The sequence below is a fragment of the Thermodesulfatator atlanticus DSM 21156 genome (assembly GCF_000421585.1).
Taxonomy (GTDB): domain Bacteria; phylum Desulfobacterota; class Thermodesulfobacteria; order Thermodesulfobacteriales; family Thermodesulfatatoraceae; genus Thermodesulfatator; species Thermodesulfatator atlanticus.
Genome location: NZ_ATXH01000001.1, coordinates 159,192 through 171,108 on the forward strand (window position 1 = coordinate 159,192; position 11,917 = coordinate 171,108).

Annotated in this window: 11 protein-coding genes and 1 riboswitch; of the genes, 7 read left to right on the forward strand and 4 right to left on the reverse strand. The window is 46.5% G+C overall.

Annotated features, from left to right (window positions below; translation table 11 throughout):
- Positions 1-161 precede the first annotated feature (161 nt).
- From H528_RS0100860 to H528_RS0100885, 6 genes are all read left to right on the forward strand, one after another.
- Complete coding sequence (locus H528_RS0100860; RefSeq protein WP_028845709.1) at positions 162-533, forward strand: response regulator; 372 nt, start codon at positions 162-164, stop codon at positions 531-533.
- Entirely contained in the window at positions 530-1,609 is a 1,080-nt protein-coding gene (locus H528_RS0100865) for a protein-glutamate methylesterase/protein-glutamine glutaminase (protein ID WP_022852465.1), read from the forward strand. Before H528_RS0100860 ends, H528_RS0100865 begins: the two co-directional genes overlap by 4 nt.
- The gene (locus tag H528_RS0100870; RefSeq protein ID WP_022852466.1) at positions 1,606-2,424 is read left to right on the forward strand and encodes a CheR family methyltransferase; all 819 of its coding nucleotides are present in this window, start codon (positions 1,606-1,608) and stop codon (positions 2,422-2,424) included. Before H528_RS0100865 ends, H528_RS0100870 begins: the two co-directional genes overlap by 4 nt.
- Before the next feature lie 74 nt (positions 2,425-2,498).
- Entirely contained in the window at positions 2,499-5,165 is a 2,667-nt protein-coding gene (locus H528_RS0100875) for a hybrid sensor histidine kinase/response regulator (RefSeq protein ID WP_022852467.1), read from the forward strand.
- Entirely contained in the window at positions 5,162-6,085 is a 924-nt protein-coding gene (locus H528_RS0100880) for a DnaJ C-terminal domain-containing protein (RefSeq protein ID WP_022852468.1), read from the forward strand. Before H528_RS0100875 ends, H528_RS0100880 begins: the two co-directional genes overlap by 4 nt.
- Positions 6,066-6,527 (forward strand): chemotaxis protein CheW, encoded by a 462-nt coding sequence (locus tag H528_RS0100885; protein ID WP_022852469.1) that lies wholly within the window; start codon positions 6,066-6,068, stop codon positions 6,525-6,527. The genes H528_RS0100880 and H528_RS0100885 overlap by 20 nt, the downstream gene beginning before the upstream one ends.
- Here the strand turns inward: H528_RS0100885 and H528_RS0100890 are convergent.
- The 4 genes from H528_RS0100890 to H528_RS0100905 form a co-directional block, all read right to left on the reverse strand.
- The gene (locus H528_RS0100890; protein WP_022852470.1) at positions 6,524-7,132 is read right to left on the reverse strand and encodes an HNH endonuclease; all 609 of its coding nucleotides are present in this window, start codon (positions 7,130-7,132) and stop codon (positions 6,524-6,526) included. The genes H528_RS0100885 and H528_RS0100890 overlap by 4 nt on opposite strands.
- 123 nt (positions 7,133-7,255) lie before the next feature.
- Entirely contained in the window at positions 7,256-8,581 is a 1,326-nt protein-coding gene (locus tag H528_RS12050) for a cobyrinic acid a,c-diamide synthase CobB (RefSeq protein WP_022852471.1), read from the reverse strand.
- Positions 8,582-8,793: 212 nt separating this feature from the next.
- Positions 8,794-9,510 carry a precorrin-2 C(20)-methyltransferase gene (cobI, locus tag H528_RS0100900; protein WP_022852472.1) on the reverse strand — a complete coding sequence of 239 codons (717 nt, stop codon included), beginning with the start codon at positions 9,508-9,510 and terminating at the stop codon, positions 8,794-8,796.
- A 6-nt stretch (positions 9,511-9,516) separates the two neighbouring features.
- Entirely contained in the window at positions 9,517-10,440 is a 924-nt protein-coding gene (locus tag H528_RS0100905) for a sirohydrochlorin cobaltochelatase (RefSeq protein WP_022852473.1), read from the reverse strand.
- Positions 10,441-10,675: 235 nt separating this feature from the next.
- Positions 10,676-10,923: riboswitch (cobalamin riboswitch) on the reverse strand.
- 298 nt (positions 10,924-11,221) lie between these two features.
- On the opposite strand from H528_RS0100905, the gene H528_RS0100910 reads away from it, so the two are divergent.
- Positions 11,222-11,917 (forward strand): ATP-binding protein (locus H528_RS0100910; RefSeq protein ID WP_022852474.1); only part of this gene is annotated, 696 nt, incomplete at its 3' end.

Sequence of the window (11,917 nt, forward strand, 5' to 3'; positions counted from 1 at the left end):
GATCCAAAATCGAACTCTCCATGACGATATCATAGCGATAGAAATTGCAAAGCACATCTTCTTCTGACTCGCCTGTTGCTTTCGTCTTTTCTTTTAAGAAAAGCAAAAAAATTGCCGAAGGAAAGGAAAGATTAATTGTCCAAGGCCTTGAGGAGACGCCTATGAAAGTAATGGTTGTTGACGACTCTAAGTCTATCCGCCAGATCGAGAAAAAATATCTCACTGGCATGGGCTATGAAGTCGTTGAAGCGTCAAATGGTGAAGAGGCACTAAAAGTCCTTGAAGAAAATCCCGACATTGCCCTTATCCTCCTTGATTGGCACATGCCAGTGATGAACGGATATGAGTTCTTAAAAACCGTAAGGCAGGATCCCAAATGGAACAACGTAAAGATCATGATGGTCACCACTGAAAACCAGGAAAAAAGTGTAATCGACGCCATCATGGCAGGTGCTAACGAATATCTCATGAAACCCTTTGACCAGGAAATGCTTGAGAGCAAAATCCGCTGGCTTTTGGAGGAGGCCCTGTGAAAAAGATTCGCGTGCTAGTAGTTGACGATAGCCCGCTTTTGCGCAGGCTAATTAGCGAAGCCCTGAGGGCTGACAAAAATATCGAGGTAGTAGGAACGGCTAACAACGGCAAAGAAGCCCTTGATAAAGCAAGACTTTTGCGTCCAGATGTAATTACCCTTGACATTGAAATGCCCGTCATGGATGGGCTAACGGCGCTTGAGAAGTTAAAGCGCCTTTATCCCAAGATCCAGGTCATAATGTTTTCTTCTCTTACAGAAAAAGGCGCTAAAGAAACCATAAAAGCGCTTTCCTTGGGGGCCTTTGATTTTGTAACCAAGCCCTCTACCAGATCCTTAAACGAAAGTATCAAGCGCATTAAAGAAGAATTAATACCCAAGATCAAAACTGCTTGCCCTAGGATAGCTCCTCTCCAGGCACCAAGGCCTGCACCTCAGGCAAAAAAAGTAGCCGTTTCTCCCCTTGCACGACGCAAGCCCCTTATCGTTGGCAAACGCGAGATTGTGGCCATAGGAGTTTCAACAGGTGGCCCGCGTGCACTCTCAGAAATCATCCCCCGGCTTCCGGCCACTTTTCCTGTGCCCATTGTGATTGTGCAACACATGCCCCCTGTTTTTACAGCTCAGTTGGCGCAAAGGCTTGACCAGTTGTCTCAGCTAAAGGTCCAGGAAGGAAAAGAAGGAAGCCCCCTTACCCCTGGGAAAGTTTATATCGCTCCCGGGGACAAACACATGGAAGTAGCCCAACGGGGGGTTGCCAAAGTGGTTCACCTTCACAAGGGACCTCCTGAAAATAGCTGTCGTCCGGCGGTAGATGTGCTTTTTCGCTCCGTAGCAAAGGTGTATGGCGGAAAAAGTGTTGGGCTTGTACTAACGGGCATGGGCCAGGATGGCCTTGCGGGCTCGAAGGTAATGAAAGACGCAGGCGCTATTATTGTGGCTCAGGATGAAGCCACTTCAACGGTTTACGGCATGCCACGGGCCGTGGTTGAGGCCGGTCTTGCCGACTACGTTTTGCCGCTTAACGAAATTCCACTTTTTCTCCAGAAAATTTTTATGCAACGGATAGCAGCATGAGGCCAGAAGTATATAGATTTTTTGCAGATTTAGTACAAAAATACAGTGGCATCGTTTTAAAGGAAGAAAAAACCTACCTAATTGAGAGCAGGCTAAGAGAGCTTGCCAGAGCCTTAAATTACCGAGACGTAGATCAGCTTTATCAGGTTGCCTCAAAGCGTCTTACGCCCCAGCTTCGTGATGAGATTATCGAAGCAATGACCACTAATGAGACTTACTTTTTCAGAGACCAGCATCCCTTTGAGGCCTTGCGCAAAGAGGTAATCCCTGAGTTAAAAAAGCTGCGCGCCAAAGAAAAAGAATTGCGCTTTTGGTCCGCAGCAGCCTCTACCGGGCAGGAAGCCTATAGCATCGCCATGTTAATCCACGAATATTTTCCTGATCTGCTTTCCTGGCGTATCCAGATCCTTGCCACGGATATCTCCCAGGAAGCCCTTAAAAAAGCACAAAAGGGTGCTTATTCCCAAATAGAAGTAAACCGCGGGCTTCCTGTTACTTTTCTGGTCAAGTATTTCAAACAAAACGGAGCCAAATGGGTGGTACAGGACAAAATCCGCAAGATGATTCAATTCCGCAAGCTCAATTTGGTAGATCCCCTGCCCCCTACCCTTGGCAAGTTCGACGTGGTCTTTTGCCGTTACGTGCTTATTTATTTTTCGCCCGAGGTAAAGGCCAAAGTCCTCAAAAATATAAGCCGCGTTATGAAACCTAAAGGTTATCTCTTTTTAGGTGCTACTGAGAGCCCACAGGGCCTTCCCCCTGGTTTTAAACGCAAAATGATCGGCCGAACCATCTGTTATCAGTGGGAAGGTTAAAGTTTTTGGTCCATTTATTCGAATTTTCTTAAAAGGATGAAACTACAAGCTTTAAGCAAATTCAGGAGGCACTTATGAGCTTTGAAGAAGATGTCTTGAAAGATTTTATCACTGAGGCCAAAGAAAACCTTGAAAGGCTTGACGAAGAATTCGTTGAACTTGAACAAAGGCCTGAGGATAAAGAACTTCTTTCCAGTATTTTTAGGACCATTCACACCATCAAGGGCACAGCGGGTTTTTTCGGTTTCAAGACCCTTGAAGCCATAGCACATTTTGCCGAAGATATTCTTTCAAAACTCCGAGACGGTCTCGTAGTAGCAGACGAAGAAACTATCGACGTCCTTTTAAAATCAGTTGACTATATCAAAGCTATTATTGCGGCCCTTGAGGAAACAGGCAAAGAACCAGTTGATGAAACTTATCTTGATTTTTTGGTTGACCTTAGAAATTTTGCCGAAAAAGTGGCCCAAAAAGCTCAAGGCGGCGGAAAAGAACAAAAGAAAGAAAAAGCCGAAACAAAAGTCGAAGCAAAAGAGGAAGTCTCAGAAGCATCAGAAAAACCAGAAGAACCGAAAAAAGAAGCCGCTTCCGAAGCTTCACCTCCTGCCCCTAAAGAGGAACCGAAGGCCAAGGAGGAACCAACCAAAAAAGAACAAAAGCCTCCAAAGGTAGCAGACAAACCCTCACCCCACGTGCAACTTGCAGAGACCCATGTCCGCGTTGACGTAAGACTCCTTGACCAGCTCATGAACCTTGCTGGGGAGCTTGTCCTTTCGCGCAACAGGCTGGTTCAGATTGCCTCACGCATGAGTGACTCAGAGCTTCAAAACGCCACGCAAAATCTTTCGCTGGTTACCACAGAACTCCAAGAAAAAATCATGAAGACCCGCATGCAGCCCATTGGCAATGTTTTTAACAAGTTTCCACGGATCGTGCGGGACCTTGCCCGTTCAACCGGTAAAAAAGTAAACCTACGCATTGAAGGTGCAGACACTGAACTTGACCGCTCGATTATTGATGCTATCAAAGACCCACTAACCCATCTGGTGCGCAACTCTATTGACCATGGCATTGAAGATCCTGACGTACGCGTCCAGGTAGGAAAACCCCCGGTGGGGACTCTTGTGCTTCGTGCCTATCATGAAGGCGGTCAGGTTGTAATTGAAATTGAAGACGACGGCCGCGGCATTGACGTGCAAAAAGTAAAACAAAAGGCCATTGAAAAAGGCCTTATCACCCCGCAGGAAGCAGAACGACTAAGCGATCGCGAGGCCCTTGCCCTTATTTTTAAGCCTGGTTTTTCCACCGCGGAGAAAGTAACCAACATCTCTGGCCGCGGCGTGGGTATGGATGTTGTCAAAACCAACGTGGAAAAATTGGGAGGAAGTATTGACATTCAGTCGGTCTTGGGCGCAGGGACCACGGTTCGGCTCAAAATCCCGCTAACTCTTGCTATCATCCCTGCACTGGTGGTCACCTGTAATGAAGAGCGTTACGCCATTCCCCAGGTAAGCCTTCGCGAATTGGTAGGGCTTTCTGAAGAAACACGCAAAAACATACATCGCATTGGTGATTCTGAGTTTTTTAGACTCAGGGGCGAGATGGTCCCTATCATTAAGCTTTCTAAAATCCTTGGTGTTGAAGAAAAAGAAAATGTCGAAGGAAGCCTTGTTATCCTGACTTCTGGAGCCATGGATTTCGGGCTAGTGGTTGATGAAATTTGGGATTCAGAAGAAATCGTCGTAAAACCCCTTGGAAAACACTTTAAAGACCTCACGATCTTTGCAGGGGCTACTATCATGGGAGACGGCAAAATGGCCCTTATTCTTGATGTAGTCGGGCTTTCCCGCAAGATCGGCCTTAAAACCGAAGACGTTGACCGAGTGAAAGAGACCATGACCACCACGGCCTTTGGGGAAGACGAACAGCAATTCATCTTGCTATTTAACGTCTCCCCTGAAGAGCAATTTGCTATTCCCTTGGCACTAGTAGCAAGGCTTGACAAAATCCCTGCTGAAAAAATCGAATACGTTGGCGGAAAAGAAATTATCCAGTACCGTGGGCGCAGTATGCCTATCATAAGGCTTGAGAATTTCCTTCCTATCCAGCCCCTACCAGAGCAGGATGAATATCACCTTTTGGTTTTTACTGAAGGGCAAAATGAAGTGGCGTTTCTTGTCTCCCGCATTGTAGACAGTATCCAGACCAAGATAGACCTTGACGAAAAACTCTACCAGATCGAAGGCGTCCTGGGTTCATCAATCATAAAAGACCGCACCACGCTTTTCCTGGATGTTTACAAAATTATCGAAATGCATGACCCGTACTTCTTTGTAAAGGTTATCCCCCAGGAAGACCGGCCATATCGGGTGCTTTTGGCAGAAGACTCCCCGTTTTTCCGCCAGATGATTGCCAATTACCTTGCGGCATCCGGGTATGAAGTGGAAACAGCTATTGATGGTGAAGAGGCATGGGAAAAACTCCAGAAAGACCAGTACGACGTCTTGATCACAGACATAGAAATGCCGCGCATGACTGGTCTTGAGCTTGCTAAAAAAGTAAGAAGCGATGAACGCTTTGCCAATTTGCCTATTATGGCGCTCACCTCCCTTGCCAGTGATGAAGACCGCAGACGAGGGCTTGAGGCCGGCATTGATGAATATCAGGTAAAACTTGAGCGCGGCAACGTTCTCGAAGCCCTTGCCAGATTACTAAGTAGAAAAGAAGCAGAGGCTGCATGAGCGCTTTTGACCCTTATCAGATATTGGGAATATCCCCTGAAGCGGGGCTTGATGAGATAAAAAGGGCCTTTCGCGAAAAGGCCCGTCTTTATCATCCAGACCGTGGAGGGGAAGAAAGGCTTTTTCGGGAGCTTAAACGCTCTTACGAGATTCTTCGTAGGCGCCATGCCCCTGCGCCTCTTATAATTGTTACTGACAGGCCCAAAGGGGGAAACTACGTTCTTTCTTTTCTAGACGTAACCGCTGACGAACTGGCCCTTGGTGCGGAAATAACTGTTAGCATTCCAGGAAAACCTACGGAATGCAGCCTGTGCAAAGGTCTTGGTAAAAACCCCTCAGGAGAGCACAAGGTTTGCGAGATATGCCAGGGAAAAGGAAGAATTTTCTTTGAAAAAGAAGCCTCCATCACCTGCCCAAAATGTTCCGGTCGAGGGAAGATTTATTTTGAAATTTGCCCCAAATGTCATGGGAAAAGAGTAATCTCTCACGATGAAGAAATTACTATGAAGCTTCCCTTGGGAGCGAGACCCGGAGACCTGCTTAAACTTGACCGCACCACCAAAGAAGGTTTTGAACTCTATTTTGAACTCCAGGTTCACGAAAATAAAGGCTTCTATTTTAAGAAAGGAAAACTTTACAAAAAAATCGAAGTGCCCTTTTGGGAAATTGCCTTAAGGGAAGAGATAGAGATATTAACCCTTGAAGGTGAAGAAAAAATTAAACTTCCTGATAATTTTTTGCCAGAAAAGCCTCTGGTGCTTTCAAAAAGAGGCCCATATTTAGCAAATGGCACCAGAGATGATTTATACCTTGAGATAAGGCCTTACTATCCCGCCAAACTTCCAGAAGAAGTCAGGCAGGCTTTGCTGAAAATCAAAAGAAAAATGAAGGAGGTAGGAGATGTCTTTGCCAGCTCCTGAACAGGAAAAAAATATTGCCACCACTGAGCAAACTAAATTATTCGTCACCTTTTGGCTCTCAGACTTTCTGTTTGCGCTGCCTGTGGAAGAAGTAGTTGAAATTAACCGCTCCCTTGACATTACCCCTGTGCCACAAGCACCATCTTATGTCTCAGGGATTATCAATCTTCGTGGTCAAATCTTAACAGCCATTGACCTTGCCAAACGCATTGGTCTTTCACGCAAACGCGATGCCCATCACAACGTGATTGTGGGAAGAAACGAAGAACCCTTAAGCCTTCTTGTGGAGCAGGTGGGAGATGTGCTTGAAATTCCTGTAAATCAGATTGAAGAGCCCCCTGAGGTAATCGAAGGCCTTGATACTTCTTTTGTAAAAAACGTGTCAAAGCTTCCTGATAGATTGCTGGTGATTCTTGATATAGAAAAAGTCTTTGAGGCTTAGATTTCGGGAATCCCTGCAAAATCGAGAAAGTGGCGCCAGATGTCTTTTTTCTCTTGGGGAAAGTCTTCCATGATAAGACTTTCCCAACGCGGGGCTTTAGGTTTGGTAAGGAGTTTCATCCCAGCTTCTTCAGGGGTACGATTCCCTTTTTTGATGTTGCACTTGCGACAACAAAGAACCACGTTTTCCCAGGTGGTTTTACCACCACGGGAGCGGGGAAGAATATGATCAATGGTGCGGTCTTTAGGGTTTTTAACGCTTTTGCCGCAATACTGGCAGGTATAGCGGTCACGCATAAGAAGATTTGCCCTTGAAAAGACAACTTCTACCCGAGGTAAACGATCATAGGAAACCAGATAAATGGCATCAGGGGCCAGAAAAGAAAGGTTGGGGCTTCGAACCATGCGCCCGTTGCCATTGGCGTAAAACTGAGAGGCTTTAATCCATTCTTCTAGGGTGTGGGTGGTCCAATCAGGGGTGATGACTTTGGCTGAACCCTTTACCAAATGGCAGATAGCGCGCTGGACAGTGGTAATTTGGACGGCCTGGTAACAGCGGTTAAGAACCAGGACTTTGTCGTTTAGAACGCTTCCATTCCCAGCCAAAATCTCACCTTTTTATTAAATTTGGCCATACTCTACCCCAAAAACATCAATTTGTCATTGCCAGACAAATAAGTCTAAAAAGTGTAACAGTTTGGCAATGCTTAAAGCGCCACGGCTAAGATTTTATTTGACCTGAGAGGCGTAGGCCACGAAATTGGCTGCAGCCTTAGGCGTGCGGCCAAAGTGGAGATGGATGTATGTGGCAAAGATATTTTCCTTTACCAGGCCAAAGGTCTTTACCTCTTTTTCTTCGGCGTCAAAGGCCTTAAAACCTTTTTGAAAGCCGTTTTTAAGGCTGCTGTAACGAAACTCATGCCCAAAAAAAGGCCCTCTTCCCAGAAAGTTATCTTCTTCTGGAAGAAGGGTGCGATACCCCAGGGCCTTTAACTTCTTCCCTAAAACAACTTCTCCAGGAAGTATACCAACCAGAGGGTAGGCAGTGTTTTCAAGCTTTAAAAGGCGGTTTAAAAACATAAAGCCCCCACACTCTGCTAAAATAGGCACGCCTTTTTGCACCCTGGCCTTTAATTCTTTGTGAAGATCCTTCTTTTCGGCTAACGCTCTGGCGAAAAGCTCGGGATAACCACCCCCAAAATAATACCCCTGGGCCTCAGGCAAATCGTCTTTTAATAGAGAGAAAAAAACTAGCTCTGCGCCATATTCTTCAAGTAAAGCGAGATTTTCCTGATAATAAAAGCAAAAGGCCCGGTCTTGGGCCACCGCAATCCTTGCCTTCTGGAAAGGCTTATTCGTGGCGCTATTTTCAAGTTCTATCTCAGGGAGGTCCTGGATGAGACCCTCAAGGTCGATGTTTTTAGCGGCTTCTTTGCCCAGGGTTTCAAACATGTTTTCGCTTATTTCTTCAGCCAAAACCAGGCCCAGGTGACGCCTGGGGATGATGAAATCTTTTAGTCTTGGAAAAAACCCGTAAAGCTTTATTCCGCTCTGGGAAAAGGCCTGGGCAATCATGGCCTCTTGCCTACTGCTCGCAACTTCAGTTATCACAGCGCCTGCTATTTTGAGCGCGGGATCATATTCCTTAAGCCCAAGGGCCAGGGCTGCAAGGGTCTGGGCTGCCCCTTTTGCGCTCAATACCAAAAGCACGGGTATTTTTAAGGCCTTGGCCACCTCTGCGGTGGAAGAAGGAGTTTTGCCAAGAGGCCCATCAAAAAGCCCCATGGCCCCTTCGATTACGGCGATATTTGCGAAGCGAGCCCCCCGAGCGAAAGATCGCCTAAGACCTTCTTTGCCGCACATCCAGAGATCAAGGTTGTAGCAGGGGCGCCCAGCGGCTTTTGCCAGAAAGCCAGGGTCAATGTAGTCTGGGCCAACTTTAAAAGGGGCTACGGCAAGGCCTTTGTCGCGAAAGGCCCTGGCTAAGGCGAGGGTTAAAGTGGTCTTTCCGCTTCCACTTGTCGCCGCTCCGGTGACAAAGGCTTTTAGCTTCATTTTAACCTTGAGATTGCTTCGGTCGATTACGCTCCCTCGCCATGATCAACAAAAATGCGCTGGCCATATCGAGTTTTCCTAAGCTTTTTACCATAGATTTAAGCTCAAAAAAGGATATTCTGCTAATAGGGCAAATACAAAACTACCAGGGGAGGCAAAAATTTTTAAAACCCTCCCAAATGTTATAATTTTTAAACCCTTAGTACTACCGACTATTTTAGAGGTTTTCCGCCAACAATAAATAGGGAAAAATAGGGAAGCTTTACCCTGGTAAGGTCGGGAAAGTTTTTAAAAACTTTTTCTTTTGGCGTAGAACAAAAAGAAACGCCGCTTGTCTTTTCGAGAAGGCCATTTTCTTTTAAGGCCTGGTAAATATCTCCGGCCTGGCGATAAACCTTGTAAAGCACGATGGTATCTACTTTTGAGGCAAACTCACGCAAGGCCTTTCCGCCAGAGGCACCAGAGGCAAAGAGCACGGTTTCATCTCCCTCTGAAAGGGCCATCTTTAAGCGGGCTGCGGCAGCCTGCGCCGCGGTAACCCCAGGGACAATTTCAAATTCCACTTGTGGTAAAAGCTCTTTTACCGCCCGGGCCAGATAGCTAAAAGTCGAGTAAAAACAAGGGTCCCCCATGGTGAGAAAGGCAACGTCTTTTCCCTTCGAAAGTTCCTGGGCAACCTTTTGGGCGTTTTCTCGCCAGGCGCGTTCAAGTTCATTTCTTTCGTATGTCATGGGGAAAGAAAGCATTTTTAGTTCTTTTCCCGCTGGCAGGTGTGGCTTAACCACCGAGGCCGCAAGGGAGTAGTTATTTTTAGAGGAGGCGGCAACGTATATGACCTCCGCCTCCTTGATAATTCTTAGCGCCTTAAGCGTAAGTAGCTCCGGGTCTCCAGGCCCGATCCCTATACCGTAAAGCTTCCCGGTCTTCATTTTGGCTTAGTAAGTTTCGATGATTTTAAGCATCCTTTTGATGCTCTTGATGAAAATGGCGTCCACTTCAGGATACATCCCCAGGCCTTTGTAGTAGGTTTTTCCGTTGAAAACAGTGGTCACACAATCGGTCTTTTTACCAGCCTTTTCCACCTCCGCCCGCCAGGAATCTTCTTCACCATAAATGTCGTTCATCACGTGGTCTCCTGCCACAAACATCAAGGGGATAAAACGAATCTTAGACGCAGGCGAAGAAAGGGCCTTTTTAAGAACTTCTTCGGCGTGAGGGATTCCTTCCACCGTGGCCAACATTACGTTGGGATACCGGTTACTGAGCACCCAGTTAAGCCCGAGATAAGTGATATTGGCCGAATCAGAGGTTACTTCTGTCCCGTGAGCGGCAAGGATATTTAGGCCCTCAGCAGGCGAGAGAAATTCTTTCTCAAGGGCCTTAAGAACCTCATAGACGTTTTCCCAGCGTAGAAAAAGAGGCTCGCCTACCACAATGCGCAGCCCAGGGAAATGAGCACACACTTCAAGAACTTCTTTGTATTCGAGGCCGGGGAAGATGTGTAAGGGTTGCACCACTACCTTGCGGTAGCCTTCGGCGTGAAGCTTAGCAAGCACTTCCTGAAGACTGTATAAACGCTTATGGATCCCCTTTTGGCGATAAATTTTGTTCTTCTTGGTCCGAATAATATCAGAGGTAAAGGCCCAGCGGATGTCATAGCCTGATAGTTCTTTTCGCAGCTCTTTTTCGAAGAAATCAAAGGTTACCTGGGCCTTGGTAGAAGTGCCAAAAGCAGCCAATACAATAGCGGGCTTTTCTTTAAGCGGCGGATGTTTGAGTTTAAAGATCTGGGCCGAAACCAAAGAACCTGAAAAACAACAAAAAAGAGCCACCAGAAAACTCACGAAAAACTTAATCATAACAACCCCTCCTTAAAATTTTTAGAGACCTTTGCGAAACACTTTTTCTGAAGGCCCGTTTCTGGATCCGTTCCTATTTTTCGAAACGAAAAATGGGAACGGATCCCTTTGCGGTTGTACTGCAACTCTAATCTCTGCAATTTTGCAAAGGTCTCTTTTAGTTTTTTGGAGGGGCTTGCGAGGCAGACCGCTCAGGAGAGAATCCTCCCAAACGGGGCAGGAAGCCTCGAAGCCCCGTTTGTCTGCACTCTGGGCCGGTCTCCCGGCTTCCGGATCATCCTACTCGCCGCGCCTTCCCAGGGCCTTCGACCCTCTGGCCTCAAGCCCCAGTGGCCTGTCACCCATTATGGCGAGTGGAAAAAAGCCACTAGCCATAACAGGTTAGCGACTTTCGTCCCCGGTTACGGTTGCGGGCCAGCGCCGGACTTGCACCGGACTTCCCGTTTCACCCTGTAACAGGGCACCCAGAGTAATTTTGGGTTTATAATTTAGAGGCCCTTCTATGTCAATGTCTAAACAAAGTCGTCACGAGGCCTCAGCGGGCCAAGCCATCTCAGCCACTTGCCCCCTGAGATTGCTTCGGTTCGCTTGCAATCACAGCAGTAAGTTGTAAAAGAATCCCCTAAAACTTCTAAAACCTTTATAACCTCAAGTATCTTCGAAACACTAAAAAACCGAGGGGCCCAACAACAGGTAAATGTTGCTAAAGCACTTAAAAACGAGCTATTCTGAATAAAAACCAACCAGATGCGCAAAAGTAACAATTCTCCAGGAGTAAAAAATGAAAAAGCTTCCCGTGGGGATCCAGAGTTTCGTGGAAATCCGTACCGAAAACTATTACTACGTGGACAAAACCCCCTTTGTAAAAAAGCTTGTTGATGAAGGGAAGTATTTTTTTCTTTCCCGGCCCAGGCGTTTTGGAAAAAGCCTTTTTCTAGACACCCTGCGCCAGGCCTTCCTGGGAAAACGTGAGCTATTTCAGGGCCTTTTTCTGGAAGAGAACTGGGATTGGTCGCAAAAATACCCGGTAGTCTATATTTCTTTTGGCGCGGGGGTACATCGAAGCGTTGACGAGCTCCAAAATACTTTCCAGGAAATATTTCTCGAACACGAAAAATTCTACCAGGTAAAATTGACCTACCCATCTATCAAAGGTCGCTTCAAGGAACTGATAGAAGTCTTAGTGGAAAAACATAACCAAAAAGCTGTTGTCCTTATCGACGAATACGACAAACCCATCCTTGACAATATCCACAAACCAGAGCTTGCCGCAGAGATTCGTGAAGAGTTAAAAAACTTCTATTCCGTGCTCAAAGACGCCGACCCTTATCTCAAATTCTGTTTCCTCACCGGCGTTACCAAATTTTCCAAGGTTTCGATCTTTTCAGGTCTGAATAACCTGGAAGACATAACTATTTCACCTGATTACGCTGCAATATGCGGCTACACCCAGGAAGAATTTGAAAACACCTTTGCC

Bases quoted from the DNA above. Each gene is read 5' to 3' on its own strand.
- H528_RS0100860 (WP_028845709.1), top strand. From the start codon at position 162: ATGAAAGTAATGGTTGTTGACGACTCTAAGTCTATCCGCCAGATCGAG.
- H528_RS0100885 (WP_022852469.1), top strand. From the start codon at position 6,066: ATGTCTTTGCCAGCTCCTGAACAGGAAAAAAATATTGCCACCACTGAG.
- cobI (WP_022852472.1), bottom strand. From the start codon at position 9,510: ATGAAGACCGGGAAGCTTTACGGTATAGGGATCGGGCCTGGAGACCCG.
- H528_RS12050 (WP_022852471.1), bottom strand. From the start codon at position 8,581: ATGAAGCTAAAAGCCTTTGTCACCGGAGCGGCGACAAGTGGAAGCGGA.
- H528_RS0100880 (WP_022852468.1), top strand. From the start codon at position 5,162: ATGAGCGCTTTTGACCCTTATCAGATATTGGGAATATCCCCTGAAGCG.
- H528_RS0100870 (WP_022852466.1), top strand. From the start codon at position 1,606: ATGAGGCCAGAAGTATATAGATTTTTTGCAGATTTAGTACAAAAATAC.
- H528_RS0100875 (WP_022852467.1), top strand. From the start codon at position 2,499: ATGAGCTTTGAAGAAGATGTCTTGAAAGATTTTATCACTGAGGCCAAA.
- H528_RS0100905 (WP_022852473.1), bottom strand. From the start codon at position 10,440: ATGATTAAGTTTTTCGTGAGTTTTCTGGTGGCTCTTTTTTGTTGTTTT.